At 69.5% G+C, this 22152-nt stretch carries 16 protein-coding genes; all 16 read right to left on the minus strand.

Features of this window, described 5'->3' with window-relative positions; all coding sequences use genetic code 11:
- Window positions 1–38: 38 nt before the first annotated feature.
- Window positions 39–911, minus strand: coding sequence for a glycosyltransferase family 2 protein (locus ACIBK6_RS37605; RefSeq protein WP_399057194.1), 873 nt, complete (start codon window positions 909–911; stop codon window positions 39–41).
- Between the two features lie 80 nt (window positions 912–991).
- Window positions 992–2107: a DUF4417 domain-containing protein gene (locus tag ACIBK6_RS37610; protein WP_399057196.1), complete on the minus strand. Its 1116-nt coding sequence runs from the start codon at window positions 2105–2107 to the stop codon at window positions 992–994.
- Window positions 2104–3453: a ParB N-terminal domain-containing protein gene (locus ACIBK6_RS37615; protein WP_399057198.1), complete on the minus strand. Its 1350-nt coding sequence runs from the start codon at window positions 3451–3453 to the stop codon at window positions 2104–2106. Before ACIBK6_RS37615 ends, ACIBK6_RS37610 begins: the two co-directional genes overlap by 4 nt.
- A gap of 36 nt (window positions 3454–3489) precedes the next feature.
- Window positions 3490–4506 carry a replication-relaxation family protein gene (locus ACIBK6_RS37620; protein WP_399057200.1) on the minus strand — a complete coding sequence of 339 codons (1017 nt, stop codon included), beginning with the start codon at window positions 4504–4506 and terminating at the stop codon, window positions 3490–3492.
- Window positions 4503–6911 (minus strand): ATP/GTP-binding protein, encoded by a 2409-nt coding sequence (locus ACIBK6_RS37625; RefSeq protein WP_399057202.1) that lies wholly within the window; start codon window positions 6909–6911, stop codon window positions 4503–4505. The genes ACIBK6_RS37620 and ACIBK6_RS37625 overlap by 4 nt, the downstream gene beginning before the upstream one ends.
- 24 nt (window positions 6912–6935) lie before the next feature.
- Entirely contained in the window at window positions 6936–7430 is a 495-nt protein-coding gene (locus ACIBK6_RS37630) for a hypothetical protein (RefSeq protein ID WP_399057204.1), read from the minus strand.
- Between the two features lie 519 nt (window positions 7431–7949).
- Entirely contained in the window at window positions 7950–9407 is a 1458-nt protein-coding gene (locus ACIBK6_RS37635; protein ID WP_399057206.1) for a peptidoglycan DD-metalloendopeptidase family protein, read from the minus strand.
- Window positions 9400–9849: a hypothetical protein gene (locus ACIBK6_RS37640; protein WP_399057208.1), complete on the minus strand. Its 450-nt coding sequence runs from the start codon at window positions 9847–9849 to the stop codon at window positions 9400–9402. The genes ACIBK6_RS37635 and ACIBK6_RS37640 overlap by 8 nt, the downstream gene beginning before the upstream one ends.
- A gap of 297 nt (window positions 9850–10146) precedes the next feature.
- Window positions 10147–12597 (minus strand): hypothetical protein, encoded by a 2451-nt coding sequence (locus tag ACIBK6_RS37645; RefSeq protein ID WP_399057210.1) that lies wholly within the window; start codon window positions 12595–12597, stop codon window positions 10147–10149.
- A complete protein-coding gene (locus tag ACIBK6_RS37650; protein ID WP_399057212.1) occupies window positions 12594–15200 on the minus strand; it encodes an ATP-binding protein in 2607 nt (868 codons plus the stop codon). The genes ACIBK6_RS37645 and ACIBK6_RS37650 overlap by 4 nt, the downstream gene beginning before the upstream one ends.
- A gap of 44 nt (window positions 15201–15244) precedes the next feature.
- Window positions 15245–15817 carry a hypothetical protein gene (locus ACIBK6_RS37655; protein WP_399057214.1) on the minus strand — a complete coding sequence of 191 codons (573 nt, stop codon included), beginning with the start codon at window positions 15815–15817 and terminating at the stop codon, window positions 15245–15247.
- Window positions 15814–16149, minus strand: a complete 336-nt coding sequence (locus ACIBK6_RS37660) for a hypothetical protein (RefSeq protein ID WP_399057216.1) — start codon at window positions 16147–16149, stop codon at window positions 15814–15816. Before ACIBK6_RS37660 ends, ACIBK6_RS37655 begins: the two co-directional genes overlap by 4 nt.
- A gap of 17 nt (window positions 16150–16166) precedes the next feature.
- Complete coding sequence (locus tag ACIBK6_RS37665; RefSeq protein WP_399057218.1) at window positions 16167–17297, minus strand: conjugal transfer protein; 1131 nt, start codon at window positions 17295–17297, stop codon at window positions 16167–16169.
- Window positions 17294–17560: a hypothetical protein gene (locus tag ACIBK6_RS37670; RefSeq protein WP_399057254.1), complete on the minus strand. Its 267-nt coding sequence runs from the start codon at window positions 17558–17560 to the stop codon at window positions 17294–17296. Before ACIBK6_RS37670 ends, ACIBK6_RS37665 begins: the two co-directional genes overlap by 4 nt.
- Window positions 17561–17747: 187 nt before the next feature.
- The gene (locus ACIBK6_RS37675) at window positions 17748–18701 is read right to left on the minus strand and encodes a hypothetical protein (protein ID WP_399057220.1); all 954 of its coding nucleotides are present in this window, start codon (window positions 18699–18701) and stop codon (window positions 17748–17750) included.
- A gap of 1320 nt (window positions 18702–20021) precedes the next feature.
- Window positions 20022–21659, minus strand: a complete 1638-nt coding sequence (locus ACIBK6_RS37680) for a hypothetical protein (RefSeq protein WP_399057222.1) — start codon at window positions 21657–21659, stop codon at window positions 20022–20024.
- Window positions 21660–22152 lie beyond the last annotated feature (493 nt).

The raw sequence follows: 22152 nt of genomic DNA on the forward strand, positions 1-22152 counted from the left end.
CGTTGCTGCTTGCTGCGCGCCGGTCGGCGTGCGGCCAGCTAGGCGGCGTTCAGGACGGACGGTGTTGCGGGTGGAGCGCCGAGCTGTAGGTGCTGCTGCAGCAGGCGGGCGCGTTCCCCGATGAGCCGCGTTCGGGCCTCCCACTCCGGGCCCTGGGTGTGCCGTGCATCCGCCGTGATCTGGGCGGCGTGCTTGCGGTAATGGAGCCCGGCTTCCTTCTGGAACCAGCCGGGAGCCAGTGCTTCCAGGCTGAGAAGCAGGCCGGTGTCACCGGAGGCAGGCAGCGCCATCCATCCGCCGAGCGCCACCACCAGGGAACGTCGCACGCAGAGCGTGGCCGGGTGGACGAGAGGCGCGCGGTACCGCTCCCAGTGGTGCAGGACCGAACCCGGCTTGAGGAGGCCGGCAGGCGGCGCGCCGTCGAAGGTGACCAGCTCCCCGTTCGGAAGGAGGTCCAGCGCCGCGGACGTCACCCAGCCGACGAGAGGGTTGTCCTCAAGCGTGCGGATGTCGCGGGCCAGGACGCCCTCGGCGAGCAGGTCATCCGCGTCCAGGGTTTTGATGAACCGCCCAGCCGACCGGCCGAGCGCCACGGTTCGCGCGACGTGCGGACCGCCATGGCGGGATTGCGCGATACGGATTCGGGGGTCGGACGGCAGGTGCGCCGCGGCGTCGACCCCCTCCCCGTCCTCCTGGACCAGCCACTCCCAGTCCCAACCGGGCGGGCACTGCTGGCGTTCGAGGGACTCGTAGGCCAGCGGAAGGTATGCCGCGCTGCCCGGGTGAACTGGGGTGATGATCGAGAGCAGGTGCCTCATCGGCTCTTCCTCGGTAGCCGGTGACAGGGCACCGGGCGGAGGCGCCAGTGGGGCGGGTGTCTGCGGAGTGGGCTTGTTGGGGTCGGTCGTCATCGGGGGCTCCTCCTATTGGGGGTTTCACCTGCTACAGGTGTGGGAGGAGCCGCCGGTGTGACAGTGCGCGCGAAGAATTTTCAGCGGTGCGGCAGAAGCGAGGACATGTACTGGACTGTCGCGGCGAAGGCGTCCTCCGTGCGGGCGTGGACGTCTTCGCGGCCGTTGGCGGTCATGATCGCCCCGTGCAGGGCGTATTGGTGGGGGTTCTGGGAGATCAGGGTCAGCCGGGGGCCGAAGATCTCGGCCATCTCCGCGATGCGGTTGGCGCGGGACAGACCGGTGAGGATGACCGGCAGGTCCCCGGGGAGGTTTTCGGCGAGCCAGTGCAGGCCGGGCCGCTCCCAGCTGTCCCAGTCGGCGTTGTCGCGGACGGTCTGGACGTTGATGGCGATTGCCGCCGGCTGGGTGTCTTCGATCCAGGCGAGGTAGCGCTGGAGGTCTTCGAGTCGGTACCAGTACACGTTCGGCACGACCGGGACGCCGGCCTCGGCGAATTCCTGCGCGAGCAGCAGGCTGCGCCGCATGTTGAGCAGGTGCTCGGTGCGCGGCCAGTCCCCGTAGATCGAGTAGTTGCAGGAGAGCACCAGGTCCCACTGCTGTTCGGCAATCCGCTCGACGAGGCTGTCTCGCTCGCGCCGGGTCCAGAAGGCCTCGACGAGGGGGTCCTCGCCGTAGCCGACGAGCACGGCCTTCTGGTGTTCGCTGAGGGCGAGGGCCTGCCGAGCGGTCTGGTCGGTGAACCGCTTGTAGAGCGTGTGGGTGTCGGGCGAGAAGACGCGCCGCAGGCCGACGCCGTAGGCCGGCCAGTTCAGGCTGGCGTCGAGCTTGGTGATCGCGGAGCCGTCGGTCATGGGGATGAAGGACGGCAGGCCGTCGGGCACGGTGCTGTCGACGGCGATGTCGTCGAAGGTCAAGGTGCCGCCGACGTCGGCCATCCACCCGGCTATGTCGGTGCGGCTTCCGCAGCGGATCGGGCACTTGCGTGTCACGCACGCGTTCGCCGGGGCGTCCGCTTCGGCGGCCGCGCAGCCGCAGAACCGGCAGTCCGAGTTCTGGCCGGAGCACAGGGGCTCGACGGTTGCCGGGCCTCCCTGGCCGTCGGGGCCGGCGTAGAAGGCGCAGCTGTTGCAGTCGCAGCCGCGGCCGGGGAGCGGTACGCCGACGGTCGGGATAGGCAGGGAGACACTGGTCATGCTGCTTCGCTTCCTTCGTTCAGTGCATCGTGGGCGGTCTGTGCACCGGCGGGGGCGTCGTCGAGATGTGTGCTGAGTTCGCGCAGAGCGAGGCGGAGGGAACCGCGGTCGTAGCGGGAGATCTCCTTGCCGGCTCGGACTTCGACCAGCAGGCCGCGGATCCCGTCCAGGGCCGTGCGGATCGTGTTCGTCTCTACGGCCGGTTGGCTCGGGGCAGCGCTCGCGGTGGCGACCTCGGTGGCAGCATCTGCTTCCGGCGCCGGTGTGTTCTGCGACGGACGATCGAGCTCCGTGATGTCGGCCGTTTCTTCTCGGCCGTAGGCCGACGGGCGGGCCTCGTCGTCGGTGTCCTCGAACTCCGCGTTGTCTTCGGCGGTGTTGGGAACCCGGGTCAGCTTCGCGCGGCGGCCGGCGTTGGCCGCGTCCTGGCGCTCCTCGGCCTCGGCGATGATCTCTTCCGGTTCGAGAGCGGGCTCCTCCAGGCCGACGTTCACGGCTGTCGGCAGCAGGTGGAGCCGCTTGGAGGACTTCAGCGCGGCCCAGATGCCCGCAGCAGCCTGCGCCCGGCCGTTGCGGAGCTCGGCGAAGCGGATCCTCGTGTTCAGGCGAACCGCGGCCTCGTCCATCTCCTCGGTGAGATCCCGGGGCAAAGCCCGGAAGGCTCGCACGAGTTCACCGGCCTTGCGTTCGTTGAGCTGCAGTCCGAGCCGGTCCAAGACCTCGGCCCAGGGGGCGGCGCAGGAGCTGTCGGTGCCGCGAATCTTCTCCAGGGCGAGGAACCGCTCGGCCGGGTCAGGGACGGCGTAGACCTCCTGAGGCACCGGCTTGCCGGCCCGCAGGAGCTTGCCGACGAGGATGGCGCACCGCTGGTACAGCAGCGCGGCGGCCTGCTCGCCGGGACGGAGCGGCTCACGGGCGAAATTTTCGACGAAGCGCCACATGTGGCGCTCCTCTTCGGACAACGGGCCCGGGCAGACCACCGCGGGAAGGGCCGCGAAGTGGGGGTTGTCGGGCCTGTTGACGGCCCCCCAGCGCATCGCGCGCAGTCGGCGTTCCCCGGTGACCAGGCGGATCGTCGGCGCTTTGCCGTCGACGACGATCTCCTCGGCCAGGACCGGCTCCAGGAGGCCGATGACGGACATGGAGGAGATGAGGTCGGCGAGTTCGGACGGAGGGAGCGAATCGCTGGGGTTACGGGCGTGGGGCTCGGTGAAGGGGGCGCCCTGGCCGCGAAGGGGCAGCATCTCGAATCGCCGCTGCCGCAGCTTGACGCTGCGGTGCAGGATCTCGGTGAGCCGGATCATGCTCCCGCCGTCGGGCGGAGTTCCGAGCGAGGTACTGGTCATCGTGCTGCTTCCTTCAGGGCCGTGTGGCGCGGCCGGTCACTTCGTGGAGAGGTAGAGGTCGGTGAGGGCGGGGCGTGCGGACGATGTGCCGCTCAGCAACGGTGTGAAGATCGGCGCGAAGGGCCCGTGCTCCTGGAGCTGCTGCAGGGTGGTGACACCGATGTTGATGCTGTCCTTGAGCCGGCTGAGGCGGACGTCCGCGACGGTACGCGTGTAGAGGTCCTCGGTACGCGCGGCAAGGCGCTGCGGGCGCCGGTCCGCTACACCGGCCTTCGGCGGTGCCGCGTCGAGCACCACCAGAACCCGCGGGAAGACCGGGTAGTTGTACATCCACGCCGGCCGGGTCGCGTTCAGCATCCGCCGTGTACGGTCCGCACTTTGCGGCACGTACTCGTACAGCCGGCCGTAAGACTGCAACTTCGCAGCGAGCCGGGCGGAGGTCATCGTGGCCCGGTCGAACTCGACGAAGAAGCTGAGCATCGTGCGCCGGCCGCCGCGCTCGATGTGAACGTAGTTGAGGACGGCGTCGCTGATGACGTGGTCGTCCTCGAAGCGGCGCTGGCCGTCGCGGATCCTGTTGGCGACCTCGGGGGTCCAGTCCAGCGGCCCGCACTCGTGGCCGAGCCGGCGCGCCCACTCGACGAAGGCCGTGCCGACCTCGTTCACACCGAGGGTGTGGGCCTGCCGGGCCCCGGCGACCGACTCGGGAGTCACCCGGTACGGCCGGGGAGGCAGCTCTCCAGCCTCCTCCACGGACGCGGCGCCGACCTCGGTGAGAAACCACAGGAACGGCTGGCTCTGGACACGCCCGCGGCCGCCGGCCCCGTGTGCCCGGATCCGGTTGACCAGCCCGGCCTGGTGCAGTTCGCCGAGCTGCCAGCGCAGGTACACGGGGCGGGCCGGCCGCTTCTCGGGCAGGGTCAGCAGTACGTGCAGCTGATGGGTGGAGAGCACCCGGTGCTGGTACAGCAGCTCCAGGACCTCGCGGCCGATCACGTGGAAGCTACGGGTAGGGGCCGACATCGCGGGCGTATCGGCAAGGGGTGTGTTCATCCGAGCCTCGACTGGTTCTGGTGGGGGTTGATCGGGTGGACGTTGTCCGGGGTTTCGTCCTCCGGGTCCGGCCGTCCACCGCTGATGACGGTGCCTTCGCTGTCGTGGACCCGTGGCTTGGCCGCCGCGACCGCTGGCCCCGGGCCGTCGGCCGGTCCGTGCGGTCCCTCGTCGTCGCAAGGGGCGTCACCGATGGTGGGGCCGTCGTCCGGGGGAACAGGGAGGGTGAGGATGAACGCGCGCAGCCGCGAATCCAGCCGGCGCAGGTCGGTGAGGATGTCGCGGACCGTGCGGCGCTGCAGGTTCTCGTCGATGGCTCGGGCCAGACGTTCCTCGTTCTGCGGCCGGTAGTAGTCGCCGTACAGGTCCTCCACCGAGGCGCCACGGACCCGGAAGGGGTCGGTCGTGCCGCCGTCGAGCGTCACCGACATCACATAGTTGTAGCGGTTGAGCTGGACGATCGTGTCGGGAGCAACCTTCTTGCCCCAGCGGCGGGTTACCAGGGTCGCCTCATCGATGTCGGACGCGGTCGTCGAGAGGATGGACAGGTTCTGCAGCAGGCCCTGCCGGGTGGTGGGGCTCAGCCGCTGCGCCATCTGCGTCATGGCGAGCAGCTTCACGTTGTACTTGCGCAGCTGCTCGGTGATCTGAGCCAGGGTTCCCTTGGACGCGCCGTCCACGCTGGTCAGCTCGTCGATGAAGGAGTAGAAGTCGCGGCGCTGGTCGGGTGGGGTGTCGCGCCGTGACAGGCCGGCCCGGAAGAGGTCGTAGATCAGCAGTGAGCTGATGATGCGGTCGACGTCGCCGGTGCCGGCGGGGCAGACAAAGACGATCTTCCCGGTGTCCATGGCGTGACGGATGTCGTACGTAGACCGGCTCGACCCCAGGAACGCCTTGATGGCGTTGGAGGAGGACAGCCGTTCGATGATTCCGATGACAATAGGGATGGCTTCTTTGGAGTACCCGGGGAAGGTCTGCTCCCAGAAGTCCCGCACGTCCTTGGGCAGGTACGGCAAGACGCCCGTGCGCCAGACGGGGTCGGTGAGGATTGTGCGAATCTGGAAGACAGTGGGAGCCAAGTCCGGCCTTCCGGCTTGACATACCTGCCATGACAGGTGGACCAGAGATTCCACCGCCCGGGTCAAGATGGTCTTGGCGCGGGCTGATGCATCGTTCCAGCCCACGGCCGCAGCGAAGCCGGTGACGATGTACTGGACGATGTCCGGGATCTCGGCTTCGCGCCGGCGCTCCATGGACAGGGGGTTCCAGGAGCCGACCATCTTGTCGAGCTCGGGGCTGGTGAGGTCGATCTCCCAGATCCGGTCGGCCAGTTCCTTGTGCGCAAGGTAAGGGCGAGCCCGTATCCAGCCGTCGCCGTGCGGGTCGAGGAACAGCATGCCGAACCCGTTGTGAGCCAGGGCGATGGCCTGCACGAGCGACATCTCGGTCTTGCCGAAGCCGGATTTGCCGAGGAACAGAGCGAAGAGCAAGTACCGCAGCGGGACGCCCGCGAGACGTTCGCCGCCGCCGGACTTGGCCACCCATCCGAGGGGGAGCAGGCCGTGCTGGCCTGTCCACGTCGGGAGGGCGGCGGGCGGCGGTGGGACGACTCCACCAGAGCGGGTGATGTTCGGGGCCATGTTGTGCTTGGTGGGCGGCTTGAGCAGGCCGGCGATCTCCTGGGCGGTCACCCAGGAGTGCCGGCGCGGCACGAAGAGCCCGGTTTCGAAGCGACGGTCGAACTTGCTCCGGTAGATCCAGTGGTCCGCCCGCAGGCGGGTGACACCAAGGTGGAGACCGACGGGGCGCAGATGGTTTTCCCCGGACCACGGCTCCAGGGCGGCGAGGACCTGGTCGAGGATCATCCGGGCCCGGTACTCGTCACGGGCGCAGGTGCGGACGAGCAACTGCATGGAGAAGACGGGTTCGGCGCCAGGGGCGAGCTTGCCCAGGGCGGCCTTCGTGTCGGTGGCGCCGTGGGCGCGCTGGGCTTGCGGCGACCGCTGCCGGGCGCCGTCGCCCTGGTTGCCCTTCATCTCGGTGGCGATCTCGGACATCACCGCGCTGAGGTCGAAGCCGAACCGGTCGGCGGGGTTCCGGCGGGCCTGGGCCAGCAGGCGCCGGCGGCGGCTGCTGACACGGGTCGGGGCGATGGGAAGGAGGTCCAGGACTACGTCGGCGCTCTCGCCGAGGTCCTCGCGTATGTCAGCCACCGCGTTGGCCAGGGCTTCGAGGGGGTCGGGCGTGAGCGGTACTTCGCGCAGGGCGAGCTGGTCGGGGAGGGCCAGGGCCAGCTCGGCGCGGGCGTAGTGCATCTCCTGTGCGGCCGGCTGGCCGGGGTCGTCTGCTTCCGGCTTGGTGAGGTTGACCGGGGGCGCAGCGGTCGGGTCTGGTGCGATGGTCATGATCTGCCTGTCTGTGGCGTGCGTTCAGGAGGTCTGGGAGCCGAGGCGGATCTGTGGCCGTTCGCGGGCAGCGCGTCCATCGGCCTCCACGGGCCGCATCTCGACCTGGGCGTAGCCCTGGTGGCGCAGCACCGACATGGCCCGGTCGGGCCCCTCCACCCGCATGGACAGTGATCCGTCGAAGCAGGTGAAGCGGACGCGGAGGGCACCGGTGCGGGACGAGGAGATGAGCCAGCGCGACACGCTCTTATGGGCCCGGGCCATCTGGTGTCCGAAGCGGACGATCTCCTCCGGCTTCGGATCGAAGTCGGTAGTCGGCAGCAGTTCCAGGGCCGTTCGCTGAGGCATCGGTCCGCGGGAGACTGCCCAGCGGGCCATGGCGATGACACCGCCTGTACCTGTGGCGGCCAGTGCGACCCACCAGGCGTTGGACAGCGTCCAGTCGGCCAACTGCTTGACGTGGCCGGGTATGTCCCCCACGAAGTCGATCACGCCGTCGATGAGTTCGGTCGTGTTCATCGTCCACCACCCGAGGACGGGGTGAGTATCACCACGGCGTGGGCCGGGGTGGGCACGGGGAAAGTCGGGAGCACGGCGGCACCTCCAAGAGCAAACGGGCTTTCGTCTGCTACAGGTGTGTGGATCCCGCTCGGTGTGACAGTGCGCTCGGAATTTGTTCGCCCGAGCTGCTCCGGCCGGCGCCACGTGTCCAGTGACGGCGAACGTGGACCGATTGCCATCGGAGATGGACCGACGGCCGTTTGTGACAGCGAAGATGAACCACCCCAGGTCAGAGCGGTGGAGGGCGGCTCCGGCGCGAGCTGGTGGGCGAACGGCTGACGCGATCGGGTGGACGGCCTATGCGGATGGCGCCCCGCCGGAACCGCTCCGCCGTCAAGGAGTGCGGGCTCCTGACCTGCGGTGGTCCATCTTCGCTGTCACGAAATCGTGTTGGTCCACCTTCGGTGGCAACCGGTCCACGCTCGCTGTCACGGAACACCACGGGCCCGCAGGGGGTCTGTGAGGCCGGCCGGTAGGTCAGATCTTGACGCCGTGACCGCGGAGGTAGCTCAGGGGATCAACGTCCGATCCGTACTCGGGTCCGGTGCGTATCTCGAAGTGGAGGTGCGGGCCGCTGACGTTGCCGGTGTCGCCGGAGTATCCGATCCGGTCGCCTCCCTTCACCTTCTGGCCGACGACCACGGCCAGGGAGGATTGGTGGGCGTACTGGGAGTACTTGCCGTCCCCGTGCTTGATCACCACCTGGTTCCCGTACGCGTTGTTCCAGCCGGCCGTGACCACGGTGCCCGGTCCGACGGCGCGGATCGCGGTGCCCTTAGCCACGGGGAAGTCGACGCCGGTGTGGTAGCCGCTCGACCACATCGACCCCGAGACGCGGTAGCCGGTACCGATGCGCTCGTCGGCGACCGGCGCGACCCACGTGCCCGAAGTACCGCCCGAGCCGGGTTCGGTGTAGTCCGGTCGCTTCATGACCAAGATCCGCTCCGTCCAGAACGACAGGGGCTTGATCCGGACCGTGGCGCCGGTGTGCGGGGCGTCGATGACTTCTCCGCCCCCGATGAACATGGCGACGTGCTCCGGGCTGGAGGCGCTGCCGCCGGAGAAGAGCAGGTCTCCGGGCCGGAGATCCTTCACCGAGTTCACGTTGCTGCCGATGTCTACCTGGTCGTACGTGACGCGGGGCAGGTTCTCGCCGACCTTGCTCCAGGCGTATTTGACCAGGCTGGAGCAGTCGCACCCGTTGGCGCCCTTGAACGGAGGCTTGCAGTCACCGCCCAGAACGTAGGGAGTGTCGAGCGCCTCCTTCGCGCCGGCTACGACCCTGTCCAGACCACCGGAGACCTTGCCGTCCATCGGGGCAGCCCACTTCTCGGCCCGGTCCCGGATCTCGCGAACGTACTTGCGCGTCTCCTCGTACGGCGGGATGCCGCCGTACTTCTTCACTTTGTATCCGCCGGCGTTGTAGGCGGCGAGCATGTTGTCCACCACGTCGCCGGGCACGCTGCGGATCTCATCGGCCATCTTGCAGTCGTACGAGACCATCGCCGGGACGGCGTCCTTCGGCTCCAACGGGTCTTTCTTTCCGTCGTTGTTGCCGTCGATGCCCTCAACAGCCCACGTGTCCGGAATGAACTGGGCGATACCCAGGGCACCGGCCCCGCCGTCGGGAGGGTTGGTCTGGAAGTTGGACTCTTCGTAGAGCTGGGCGGCGATCAGCGAGGGGGTGGTTTCCGCGCATCCGTGCTTCGCCACTGCGTCGAGGATGATGGGGCGCAGCCAGTCAGGGATGTCCTTGGTGTCCGACAGGCCGCCGCCGAATCCTGTGTTCCCCAGAGCGTCACTGGTGTTGTCCTCACCGATGGCCGACGTGAGCGCCAGCACGGCAGCCAGTATCAAACCGAAGCCGAGCAGGCACGAGACAAGGATCGAGATCAGTACTCGGCGCAGGACCTTGGACTCGCCTTGCTCAGACATTGGGGAGCTCCACGACGCGCCAGCTGCCGTCGGCACTGCGGCGGAGCTTGAGCGCTACCTGCTGTTCCGACTCGGTGGCGGGACCCTTGGCCGGCGTCTCGGTCAGCTTGTAGATCACGCGCGCGAAGCCGGAGTCCTCGGTCGGCGCGGGAGCTCCGTCCGGCAGCGACACCCGCAGAACGGCCACCGTCACCTGGACCTGGCGGTCCTTCCAGCCCAGCCACTGCTGTGCGCCCGCGCTGCCGCTGGTGTGGGTGCGCAGGTCCTCGGCCAGAACTCCGTCCGTATAGGCAGCGGCGCGTCGGGATGCGTCGTCGAACGAGGTGTCCCGGCCCGGTCGGGCGTCGTGGCTGGCCCAGGCGGTGGTGAAGGCGTTGGCTGCCGATTGGATTGGGGTCGGCAGCGGGCTTGGCCCTGACGCAGCAGGAGGCTTGGGCCGCACGGCCGCAGGCGAAGTGTCCGTCGGCCTTGCGCTGCTGGTGCCGTTCTCGGGCGCAGCAGTGGAGGGCGCGGGCGTAAGAGTGGGGCCGGAGGCGGTGGGATGCTCCGCCCCTTTCAGCCCGACGAGCAGGGTGATACCGACAGTTGCAAGGACTGCCGCAGCGACGAACAGCATGATCGTCCCGCGCCGGGCACGGGCATGCGTGACATCGGTTTGAGGCATAAGGGTCCCCCGTCAGGTGGTTGTGGTGCGGTGATGCGGGCGGCCGGGGCCAGTTGGGCCCCGGCCGCGTTTCAGCTATGGCCGAGGCTTAGGTGGCCCGGGCGGGCGGGTTGCGCGACGGACAACTCGCGGTGTGGCCGGCGGCTTGGACGGTGTCGACTTCTTCGCGGCCGACGGTGTCGGCGGCGCCGGTTGGGCAGGCGTCGGCATATGGGGCACTGCAGTCGCTCCGGCGGCCGGCGGCTTTACTGAACCCGTCTTCGCTCCCGCCGTCTTGGCCCCGGATGTGCCCCCAGGGGTCTGCGGCGCGATGGCTCTGGCCCGAGTGCCGGGAGGAGTCGCAGCCCTCGGGTTGGGCTGGATCTGCGCCAGGCCGAGGTTCACCTGCGCCTTCGTGCCACTCTTCGCCACGAACTTGCCAGCCGCAGCGACGTTGCGCTTGTACTCGGCTCCGAAGTCCTTGGCCTCCTGCACCTTCTTGTCGACGGTGCGCGCCTTCACGGCCTGGAGGTCGGCGGCGACCTTCTTCCCTCGTGCCATGGCCGCAGCGCCTCCGCGCTTGGTTGCGGCGACGCCGCGGGGGATTCCCACGGGCGCGCCCACCGTGGCCATGAAGGCGAACTTCGTCGCCTTGGTGCCGTACTTGGCGGTGGCGGCAGCTGCCTTGCCGGTCTTCAAGGTGGCCCGGCCGCCTCGGGTTTGGGACATCTTGTTCGCTGCGGCCGTGGCCAGCCGCTTCTTGAGGGTCTGCTTGGCCGCCTGCTGTGCCGCGGCCTTCGCCGCCGTGCTCGCGCCTCCGGTGCCGATGGCGGCCGCGGCGTTGGTGGCCAGTCGGGTCGCAGTCCGCAGCCGGCTCGCCTTGCGGTTCGCCTGCGGAGAGCCGACCCAGGCGTTGCGGGCGGTCTTCAGCCCCTTGCCGACTGGCTGGCTCATGCGCCGCGCTTCGCCGCGGGCCTCGCCCCATATCTGCTTCAGACCAGGGGCGGTCTCGGCGTAGCGGCCCGGGCTGGTGAACACCGAGCGGCGAGAGCCGCCGACGCGGGCATTGGCGAGCTTGCGGTTGAGGTTGACCGCGATGTTCTGTGCCGTCTGCTTGATCCTTTTGTGGCCGGCCAGGCCGGCGATAGCCGTGACGTCGATGACGATGAATTTGACGGCTAGGACATTTCCGGTGTCCGAATCGATCAGGGCCAGGATGATCAGAATGAAGATTGCCAGGAACAGGATGGCAAGCATGACGCCCAGGACGGCCTTGACGACTGCGGAGAACCAGCGCCACAGCGTGGCGCGGCCGCCGCCCGGCAGGATTCCGGCGCACAGGGCCCAGTGGCCGCGGATCGCCTCGAAAGCCAGCCAGCCCTGCGCGGTGAGGAAGCCGCCGGTGACGAGGACCATGAGGACAGCCACGATGATGGCGGCGACGGCAAGGAACAGGGCACTGAACACCAGGTCTGCAGAGGCACGCTTGGCTTCCGTCGTCATCGTGCCGCCGCATGCCGCTTGAAATTTCGCGGCCGACTTGTTCAGCGTATCGATGATGGTTGTGTTATACATCGAGTCCATCTTCTGGGCTTCCCAGTAGTTCAGCCCTGTCTCGCTGACCTGGAACTCGGTGAGCTTGAACTGGCGGAACTCCTTGTCGCACGCGCCGTCGAAGGTCTGGCCATAGACCATGAGCTCGTTCGGCTTGACGATGAACGCGTCGACGAGGGCGTCGGTGATCGGCTTGGCAACGTTGTTCGGGTCGGAACTGCCCTTTGCGTTCGCCGGGTCGTGGGACAGCACGATGGAAGCGACCTCGACGGTGAAGTCCTTGGCCTTGCCCAGCAGACCCTGGCTGGAGAGCAGCATGGTCGAGCCCTGCGGCTGCTCCTGCTGGTGCTGGCCGAGGAGGACTTGGGCGGGGGAGACCAGCACGGTGGTGGCCACCGCGGCGACGACGAGAGAGACGCCGATCTCGGCGAAGCCGCGCGAGCGCTCCTTGAAAAGGATCAGCCAGCCGGCGTAGAAGCCGGCGAACAAGAGGAACAGCCCGGGCAGGCCGAGCCGGTCGATCACCTGGTGCTTGATGGTGTTGGAGATGTTGTCTACCGGCCCGATCAGGATCTCCGCCAGGCCGAAGTTCAACGCCCACTTGATCAGCCAGCAGGTGAAACCGATGACCCATTTCGCGACCCCGAAGAGGAACTGCGCGAGGATGTTCCAGATTTTGAGGTCGATGTCCTTCCATCCACCGGTGTCGGTCCTGACGGAGTACGCCGAGATGGGTACGCCGTCCTTGTCGGTGACGTTGAAGGGCTGAAGGATGCCGTCGCTGCCGTCCTTCGATTTCTTGTCGGCCTCGGGGCCCTCCTTGTCTCCGTTGGCCGGCTTGTCCGGTGTGGGAGAGGCCGATGTACTTGGTGTGGGGGTGGGCGAGGGGTCGGCGAAAGCGGCGGGCGCCAGCACCATCGTGAACAGGGCCAGCAGGAGACCGATCAGGCCCAGGCGTCGCCGGATGGCCAGCTGCCGCGGTGCGGGGCTCATACGAGGGCTCCGTCCGCCACCGCGGCCAACTCCACAGCCTCGTCATCCTCTTCGGTGCCCTGGCCGGGCGTCGTGGTGATCGCCGCGGCCGCGTCCTCGTCTGCCGGGATCAGCACCTTGATGCCGGCGATCCGCTTACGGAGGTCTCGGTACAGACCCTCGCCGGCCCGCAGGACCCGTTCGGTCTCGCTGACGTTGAGCGGGGAGAGGTTCTCGGTGATGACCTTGAGCATCTCGTCGTCGGCCGGGTCGAGGTCGAGGAACTCCAGGCAGCGCGCGGCCAGGGCCTTGCCGCGGTGGCGGAAGACGAAAATGTGGGACAGCAGTGCCCGGATCTTGTCGCCGATCTCGGACTTCGGGCCGATGTCGTACGGGTCGTGTGAGCCGGCGAAGGCGCCGGCGTGGTGCTTGCGGCCGTCGGCGATGAGTTCGAGCAGCAGGTTGGAGCCCTCGGCGGAGGAGGTGAGCCACCAGCACTCGTCAAGGAAGACGCCGGTGAACTCGTTGGGATCGGCGAACGCGATCTCGCGGCACAGCGCGGTCATCAGGTACATCAGCCGCCAGCCGAACCTTTTCTCGACCTCCAGCGAGGGCAGTCGGTGCTCGGACAGCTCCTCCTTGGTGGGCAGGCCCAGCCGGTCGACGGCGAAGACGATGGAGTCGGCGTCCGTGATGCGCACGACCGGCAGCGTGGGGTCGAAGATGACCCGGCCCAAGTCCTTCTTCGCCAGCGAGCGGAGCTTGCGGACGAGTTCGGAGGCGGCGGCGCGCACCGCGTTGTCGTTCGGCTCGTCCGGGTCCGGTGTGCGGGCCCGGTCGGCGAGGGTGTCCATCAGGGCGGTCATGCTCGGCGTGGGTCCGAGCCGGGTGGCCTCGATCGCTTCGGCGAGGGTGATGCCCTCGATGCTCATCGAGCCGATGTCGAGGAGCGGGGTGAGGAAGGACTCGGTGTAGCGGGCGGCGCGCGGGCCGCGGAAGACGCGCAGGGGGTCCAGGCTGACGCCGGCGTTCTCGTCGACGTTGATGATCTGGGTGGTGCCGGGGCAGGCGTTTGCGAACCGGGACCATTCCTGCTGCGGGGTGCGGTCGATGACCAGGGCTCGGCCGCGGGAGTTCCTCTGTCCGGTCCGGTGGCCGGTGGTGAGGATGCTGTACATCGCGCACTTCATCGCGACGCTCTTTCCGGAGCCGAGCTCGCCGACGAACGCGGCGGACGCTGAGGCGTTGACGCGAGGGCCGTGGGAGAAGTCGACCAGGACGGGGCGGACGCCGCCGCCGTTGAGCTGGAGGCCGAAGAGGCTGCCGGAGTCGTCGCCCAGGCCGGCGCCGCAGAACGGCATCGACATGGCGAAGTCGCGGGCGAGGAGGTACTGGGTGTAGTCGAGCATCGGGGCGGGTGTCTTGGTGCCGGGCAGCATGCCGTGGAAGAGCGCGACCTGGTCGCCGGTGGGCCGCACCAGCGTGTAGTCGTTGCCGCCGAAGTGGTTGGCCAGCGACGTTGCCTTTTCGTCTGCTTCCTCGGGGGTGGTGCCCCATACGCAGGTGGCGACGGTGGCGCGGATCTCGACCTCGGTGGAGGAGGCGGTGAGGCGGTCGCGGTACTCGTCCAGCGCGAAGCTCGCCTTGTCGAGGGAGGCCGGCACGCCGGAGGTCTCGCCGTCGTATTCGCCGCGCTGGTGGGCTAGTTCGCGCTGTTGGCGCCGGGACTTCGGCTCGGCCTTTGCGCCGGATTCCACGCGCAGTCGGACGGCCCAGTCCACGGGGAAGTTGAACTCATCCAAAGCCGCGAGGTACTCGCTCCCGGGGAACCGGAAGGCTTCCGGCATCTCGGAGAGCACGCAGAACGCCTGGTAGGAGTCTCCGTGTTCGCTGGTGGCGCGCAGGTAGCGGCGCTTGAAGGGGTTGGTGGGGCCCTTGGTGGGCCGGTTGCCGCGGCCGCCCTCGTCGAGGATGACCTGGGTGTGCGCGGTCACCGTGTGGCCGCGGCCGCGAAGTGCCCGCGGCGCGCCGTCCTCGGGAAGGAGCGGCTCGTTCAGGCCGCGGCGGGCACTGTGCCCGTAGATCCACAGGATTTCGGCTTCGGTGGCGGGGCGCACTTTGATGCCGGAGGGCCAGCCGGCGGCCAGGCGGGTGGCCTGCTCCAGGCGTTGGCGTTCCTCTGAGAGGGATATCGGGGCGGTGGGCAGGCCGAGGGCGCCCATGACTTCGGCCTGGAGGGAGGAGAGGACGGCCCTGGTGCTCTGCTTGAGGTCGAGGTGGGGCAGGGGGATGGCGAGGAAGTCGACGCGGCCGGTGAGTTCGAGGTCCTGGAGCTGGTCGAGGACCTTGAGCGCCAGGTCGACGTACTCGGGGGAGGCGTCGAGGTCGACGCCGGCGGTCATGCGGGTGACGACCGACGCGGCGTCGACGCTCGGGCACAGGCTGAGCAGGAGGGCTTCTCCCCGCAGGGACTTGAACAGGGACTCCAGCGCGTCCAGCCTCTCGCGCTTGGTGGACTTGGAGGCGTGGGTGTAGTTCTCGGTGTCGACGCGCCACACCGCCCACACGGTGGCGGCGGTGGTCCAGATCAGGTGGCCGCTGATGTGCCGGACGGGGAGACGCATGGGGGTTCTTCCTTCTGTGCTGGTGGTGATGGCGAGGTGGCTGGCTACTGCTCGTCGAGGGAGGCGAGGAGGGCCTGGAGCCCGGTCTTCGGCTCCGGCCGCGCAGCCGAAACCGCCGCCGGCACCGGGCCCGGAGCCGACGCAGAACGGGCTCTGCGCGCAGGTACGGGTGAGGGGGAGGGCTTCGCGACGGCCGCCACCGGGTCGGGCCGCTCGGAGGACCGGACGCGCACCGTGCAGGTGGCGGTCGCCAGCCGCGGTCGGGCGACCCGCTGAGGCTTGCCGGACAGGCGCCCTTGGGCCGGGGTGGAGGAGTAGATGACCAGGCTGCGCACGGCGCGTGCCGGGTCCCGGCCGTCGAGCCGCGCATACCGCAGCACCCAGGCCAGGCCCCACGGGACCAAGACCATGAGGATGAAGTTCAAGGCGCCGAAGCGGGCCCACAGGTCCCTCGTCATGACGAGGAGCCCGAAGCTGATCACCATGGTCATGACCTGGGTGATCGTGTAGGGCCCTCCCGGGAGCCGCCCGGCTCCCGGGAGCTTGCCTATGACCAGTGGGTGCCTACGGGCGCGCGTGTACGAGTGCCCGACCAGCTCCTCGTCCGAGGCACTCACGACAGCTGCCAGTCCGGGCCGTTTCCGGCAGGGCCGGTCTTGGCGCCCGGGTGGAAGGACATGGCGTTGGTGTCGGTGACCTCGGAGCCGACCTTGGTCTGCAGGACCGAGAGGTTGCTGATGCCCCACAGGACCAGTGCGGCCAGGGCGAAGGCGACGAGGGTGCCGACGAAGGAACGCGTCTTCCACCAGGCCATCAGCACGGCGATGATCGCCATGACGACAGCCACGGTGAGGATCAGCGCGCGGACCTGGCCCGTCTTGGTGTTGGCCCAGTCGAGGACGTCGCCGGCAAGGACGACGTGGTCGGGGTTGGCGGCCAGCGTGGACATGAACGTTTCCTCTTTCTTCAGGAGCTCGACGGCGACGGCGAGGGAGTCGCCGCCCGGACGCCGGGGCTGGGGGTGGTGGTGTGCGGCGCCGCGGACGGTGTGCCGCTGGCGCGGATGGCTGGGGCGTCGTCGACGGAGGCGACCTCCCAGCGGCCGGCGCGGGACTTGAGGGTGAGCGCGTAGCTCAGCGAGACAGCGCTGCCGGCCTGGTCCGTGGCGTCGACTTGGACCAGCTGATGGAGCACCGCCCCGTCCGCCGGAACCTTCTGCTGGCCGGCGTGGAGCGAGTCGTCCTGGACGCCGGTCACCTTCACCGCGGCATACGGCGCAGGGCTGATGGCCTGCAGGCGCGTGCCAGGCGAGGTGTAGCGGTCGATCTCGGTCGAACCGGTGAGGTAGGCGGACAGGAACCCGCGTGCGGTCTCCACCGACGGGTCCGCGCTGCTCGACCCGCGATCGGTCTCGTACGCCAGGCCGCCGGGCTTGAGGACCGTGGGCGCAGCCACCTGCGCCGGCAGGGACGTCGCGCCATAGCCCGCAGCAGGTGCCGCCTTTTCGGTGCCGCCGCCACCGGCGGGGCCCGTGGCCTGGATGCCGACGCGGAAGTACTGCACACCCAGGCGCTTCGCCTTGCCCTTGTCGTCGTGCGCCGTGACGTCCGCGGCCACGGTGATCGACCAGTAGCCAGGCTGAATCTCACGGGAGGCGATCACGGTGGACTGCGTGGCCTCGCGGTTCCCGGGCTTGACCGCCAGCGCGACGGAGCCGGAGTAGTACGGCGCCAGGTCCCGCTCGGTGCCCTGGCCGGCCTGCAGGTAGGCGGAGACGAACAGCTCGGCGAAGCCGGCCGGCCCGACCGGCGACGCCGGCGGCGCCGCGGCAACCGGCTTGGTGGCGCCCTGGGCCGGGCCGGACGAGCTGAGGAACGCCAGCATCCCGAGGGCCGGGCCGGACCCCACGAGCGCCCAGACACCGACGCGGACTATCCGGGAGATACCGGCCAGGTGGGCCGTGCTCGTCTTCCACCCGGTCTCATCCGGCTCGTCCGCCGGCGACTCCTGCGGCTCCTCGACCTCCTCGTCCCAGGCCTCCGCCTCGACGAACTGCCTCTTCTCGTCGGCCTTCCGCTGCCGACGCTGGCGCTTCACGACGCCGTCCGCAGGGCCTGGACGGTCAGGACGGTCGAGATGCGCTCTTTGAGCTCGGCCGGTGTACGGGAGAGCAGTACGTCCCATGACGCCAGAGCGGGCTCCGAGTCCCTGCTGAGGAAGGCGCGCATCTGCTCGTGCAGGTCGCGGTCCATCGGCCGGCTCACCAGAGCGGCGGCGATCTTGGTCAGCTCGCGCGAGGCACGGGCCACGCGGGCCTCGTCGGCGTCGAGCAGCTGTCGGCCGGTGCCGGCCGGGGGCATCGTCGTCACGTGGGTTCTCCCGGAGTCGAGAAGGTTGGGGCGGGGCGTTCAGGTGGGGCTGGACCGCTCTGGCGGGCCTCTCGCCTGCTACAGGTGTGGGAGAAGCGCGCGGTGTGACAGCCGGGCCGAGGTTTTTCGAGCGACTTCCGCGAGCGGCCGAGCCGGCTGGCGGCGGTGGCCTCTGCTCTCAGGCCGCGGCGAGGTACTGGCCGAGGTCCGACTTCGTGCGCAGCGTGCGAAGAGCACGGCTGGCGTGCTGTCGCAGCAGGTTCCCTTCGTGGCCCATGGACCGGGTGGTCATGTGCCGCTGCGAGGGGTCGTGCGAGGCGGACAGGTAGTACCGGGCGATGCGCTGCGCCTCCAGCTCCTTCAGCGCTCCGATCTCCACCGCCCACAGCAGCAGGCCGAGGACTTCCGTCCGGGCCTCGTGACGCGACAGGGGAGGCTCGTCGGCGTCGACGAGTTCCATCTGGGCGGCGCGCATCAGCAGGTCGACGAGCTCGACCGTGCGGTGGGGGGTGTCGGGGTCCTCGCTGGCGACGACGTGCACGTAGCGGGTGTGGCACTCGGCCGCGGCCAGAGGCGCGACACCGGCGGCGAACTCCTGGACCTCCTCCACCTCATCGGTGCAGGCGGCCAGGGTGCGGCGGGTCAGCTGCAGGGTGTCGAGGGCCAGGTTGTTGAAGATCCGCCGCGGCCGCCGGTCGAGCGGGTAGGTACGGACGACCTCGAAGGCGGCGCCCAGCACTGTCGCGCAGACGTCGTCCCACGGCAGGCCGTAGGACCGCCGCTGCGACTTGGCCATCAAGACCGCCTTGGGCAGCAGGACCCGCACCACCACCCGCCACGCGAGGTGAGCGTCGAAACCGGTCCCGCCCGCTCGCTCGACCAGCAGGTGCATCAGGCGGTCGTGACCGTCCACGTCACCGCGGCGGTGGCAGGCGGAGACCTTGTCGACCACGTCCTGGGGGCCGGCGGCGCCAGTGAGGTCCGGGTGCTCCTCGGCCCACATAGCGACGCGGTCCGCCGCCCGAAGGTCACGGCAGAGGTCGTCCCAGTCGCGGTTCATCAGGGTGAGCGTGGTGTAGCGGGTCGTGGACTCGGAGGAGTCGAATGCCGGGGTGTGCTGGGTGGTGGCCACGTCCGTGTCCGTCCTTTCGCGCCATCTGGTCTCGATGGCGCTCACACTCCCGAGGCCCCCCTTGACCGCGGTCTGACGGCGATGCCGACATGACGAGGTCAAGGGGAAACCGGTCTTCGGCACTGAGTGGCTCAGCCGGTCAAGGGGGCTGTGGTCAAAGGGGTGGATGGAGTGGTCAAGGGGGATGGCGCCCACTCGGCGAGCCGACAGATGCAGCCCACTCCCATCGATGGCGCGGTGGAGGCCACCCGCAGTGGATGGATTTCGGGCCATCGCAGTCGGCGTCATCCACTGCGCCGCTCGCGTACGTCCACACACCCGCGATCCGGAGTGGGGCCGGGACTCCCACCCCTCCGCCCATCGCGATGGACCCCATCGCCGACTCGGGTTGGAGACACCCCGGCCGCCACCGCCTCCACACGTCGTCCTGCACGACGCCGAGCTCCGGTACGCGCCCTGGGGAGGAGCCCGGCTCGCCCCGTCGTACTGCCGCTGTTCGCCCTCCGCCTCGCAGGACAGGCCAGCGTCGGCGTCGGTGCAGTGCGCCGACCGCAACGGTTCTGGCTCGCCGGGCCCCTGCGGGTTTCTCCTTGACACGCGCCCAGGTCAAGGGGAAACGGCAGCTGCCCGGGCCGTGGTCAAGGGGGTGGGACAAGGCTGGTCAAGGGGGGTGACCGCCGGACGAACGTGTGGCGGTGAAGTTGGTCAAGGGGGACGGCGAGAGCATCGGAGACATCGCCGAAGGTGCCTGCCGGCGATCACCCCGGCTGGTCGGCACACGCCGCCCTCACCGAGATCCGGGCTACGGCCCGGGCCGCAGTCGCCCACCCGCTACCCCCGGTCCACTGGGTAGGTGGCATCGGTGCATCGGGTCCGATGGGGCACACCGAGTGGATGGACCAGACCCCCGCGCCATCGGGTGGCGCCCATCGGTCCCACCGCGCAGTGGGCTCCACCCGATGGCGTGGACGGCGCTCCATCGGGTGGGCTCCACCGAGTACGCGGCTCCACCGGATGGAGCCCACCGAGTGCGCGATGCCGGGCGATGGGGAGTGGTCTCCGCGAGGGTCCGAAGTGGGGTGGAGGTGGGCAGCGCCTCGGTCTCGATGGCGGTGTCGGTGGCGTGCGGACACACCGTCCCCTCGCTCGTCCCCACTTCACACAGCCCGGGGTGGGACCCGGGCTTCTCCTTGACCAGGCTGCGGGTCAAGGAGAAATCGGCATTCGCGCAAGCCGGTCAACGGGGGCCACGTGAAACGCAGCCTGGTGGGACCCGACGCCACCCTGGAGTGGCCGGCCTCGACCGGTGGAGTGGACGGCTCACGATGCGGCCCACTCCATCCGGCAGGTTCGGCACCGGACACAGAGGCCGGTGGAGCCGAGCGCCGGGCGGGTGCATCCACTGCCGTCCCAACCCCCGCACGCCGCGGGCTGCACTGCGGACGGCCGGGGCGCGCCTTCGTGCTCCTCGCGGCACGGCTTGCACCTCCGGACCGGCTCCGCCCCGTTCAGCACCAGGACGGCGCAGCCGCACTCCGGGCACCGGCCCCGGGGAGCCATGGGGGCGGGACGCGGGACGGCGGCGCCAGTGGGGGCGGGGTGGACGGCGGAAGGGGGTGCTTCGGACTGCACGGCGGCGCGGCGCCGGTCGTGGACGATCTCCTCGCACACCGCGCACCGGCGGCCGCTGCTCCACAGGACCCCGGCCTCGCAGTCGAAGATCCCGCAGCCCCAGTGCGGCAGGCCGAGGCCGAGAATCCACCGGCCGGGATCGCGGATCTCGTCGGCGAACGTCCGGCAGGCCCGCGTCTCCAGACGGCGCCTCAGCCGGTCGTCGTCAACGCCGGAGCGCAGCTGGCGGCCGACTTCGCGGGCGATACGCCGCTGCATGTAGACGCTGGTCTGCCGGAAGAGCCGGTGCACCGGCTCAAGGACGGCGTGCACCCGGGCGCTGATGGTGAGCTCAGGTCCGCTGTAGGCGCCGGTGCGGGTGGTCAAGGGGGTGGCCGAGGGACTGGTCAAGGGGTTGGTCAAGGGGGTCTGGTGGTTATCCGCGCGCAGCGCGAGCTCGCCCTTGCCCTCGACGCGCGGCAGTTGCGCACCAGGTTTTTCCACACCCTCACCTACCTGTACTTCGCCTACGGCGGGTGAGAGGGGGGCTCGCTCGTCATCAGGTCGGTCAGTCCTAGGTTCTTCCTTGTTCGCGAGTGATCCCTCACCAGCCGAGGAACCCGATCCCTCACCAGGACCTGGGGTGGAGGGGGGCCTGATGCCCGTAGCGGACGGTTGTCCACAGACCAGGTCCTGGGCAAGGGCGGACGGGATGTCGTGGGCGATGAAGTGGTGGCGGCCGCGTACGCCGGCCCGCCGCTCCACGGTGATCCACCGCGTCGCCTCCAGCTCGTCGACGATCTCCCCGGCGGCTGCGGTGGTGAGCGGCTGGCCGGCCCGCCGACCGCTGTGGTGATGGAGCGCGCCTGCGATCTCCGACTCGGTGAGCGGGATCCGCTGGGCCTGGGCGTAGGCGATGAGTGCGTACGCGCGCAGCTGGCGCGGGGTGAGGTCCTCGGACGCGGCCACCGGGATCCATACGAACCGCTCGGTCGCGGACAGCGGCCGGGCACGGCGTCGTGCCGAGGTGCCGCACCCGCCGGGCAGGGAACGGCGGGTCGAGGACAACTCGATGACGCCGTCGGGCCCGGGCCGCATCAGCTGCGTCATGCCGCGCTCGACGGACGACTTCGACAGCCCGAGGTACTCCGCGATGGTCACGGTCGCCGCCGTGCACCCCTCGGGACGCGACGCCAGCGCGGCGATCTTCACGTACGCGGTCAGCGCGACGTCGGCATAGTGCGCGTTGGCGACGAGGCGCAGGGGCACCTTCACCCGCTGGCGGCGCTGAGGGCGCGCCTGACCGCCCGTCGGCGGGCTGGTCGGTCGTGCTGTTGTGCGGGGCACGCTTCTCCTGGCGCACCGGTGCCGCGGAGCGGCGACTGGGGTGCGCTGGGTCTCGACGGCGTCCGGCAAGGGACGCGCGGTCTGGGGTCTGGCCAGAGGCACTCGGACGGGATCTGAAGGAACAGGCCCTTCAGCTGCTACGGGTGTCGGAAAGGCCGACGGTGTGACAGTCCGGCCGAAGAAATCCCTGGCGAGCCTGTGACCTGCAGGTCAAGGGGGTGCTCCCGGCGGCGGCAGACCCCCTTGACCAGGCCTGTGAACAGCCTCCGGGCAGGCGTCGCGAGCGAGGCGTCGGCGCTGCTGGTCAAGGGGGACCGGCTGGCGCTGGTCAAGGGCAGACCGCTGGAGACCTGCACGCCACGGCAGTCCGGGGCCGAAACCGGGACCGAGTGCGCGAGCACGCTGCGTCGACCGGACGTCACGGACGGGCGAAAATCCGCCGTGAACGGCGTGCTTCGGTGGCGTCCGAGCTGACAAAGGGCATAGGTGTACT

The sequence above is a fragment of the Streptomyces sp. NPDC050485 genome (genome assembly GCF_044458185.1).
Lineage (GTDB): Bacteria > Actinomycetota > Actinomycetes > Streptomycetales > Streptomycetaceae > Streptomyces.

Excerpts from the sequence above, each read along its gene's own strand:
- ACIBK6_RS37605 (WP_399057194.1), bottom strand. The coding sequence starts at position 911 with ATGACGACCGACCCCAACAAGCCCACTCCGCAGACACCCGCCCCACTG.
- ACIBK6_RS37610 (WP_399057196.1), bottom strand. The coding sequence starts at position 2,107 with ATGACCAGTGTCTCCCTGCCTATCCCGACCGTCGGCGTACCGCTCCCC.
- ACIBK6_RS37615 (WP_399057198.1), bottom strand. The coding sequence starts at position 3,453 with ATGACCAGTACCTCGCTCGGAACTCCGCCCGACGGCGGGAGCATGATC.
- ACIBK6_RS37620 (WP_399057200.1), bottom strand. The coding sequence starts at position 4,506 with ATGAACACACCCCTTGCCGATACGCCCGCGATGTCGGCCCCTACCCGT.
- ACIBK6_RS37625 (WP_399057202.1), bottom strand. The coding sequence starts at position 6,911 with ATGACCATCGCACCAGACCCGACCGCTGCGCCCCCGGTCAACCTCACC.
- ACIBK6_RS37630 (WP_399057204.1), bottom strand. The coding sequence starts at position 7,430 with ATGAACACGACCGAACTCATCGACGGCGTGATCGACTTCGTGGGGGAC.
- ACIBK6_RS37635 (WP_399057206.1), bottom strand. The coding sequence starts at position 9,407 with ATGTCTGAGCAAGGCGAGTCCAAGGTCCTGCGCCGAGTACTGATCTCG.
- ACIBK6_RS37645 (WP_399057210.1), bottom strand. The coding sequence starts at position 12,597 with ATGAGCCCCGCACCGCGGCAGCTGGCCATCCGGCGACGCCTGGGCCTG.
- ACIBK6_RS37650 (WP_399057212.1), bottom strand. The coding sequence starts at position 15,200 with ATGCGTCTCCCCGTCCGGCACATCAGCGGCCACCTGATCTGGACCACC.
- ACIBK6_RS37660 (WP_399057216.1), bottom strand. The coding sequence starts at position 16,149 with ATGTCCACGCTGGCCGCCAACCCCGACCACGTCGTCCTTGCCGGCGAC.
- ACIBK6_RS37670 (WP_399057254.1), bottom strand. The coding sequence starts at position 17,560 with ATGCCCCCGGCCGGCACCGGCCGACAGCTGCTCGACGCCGACGAGGCC.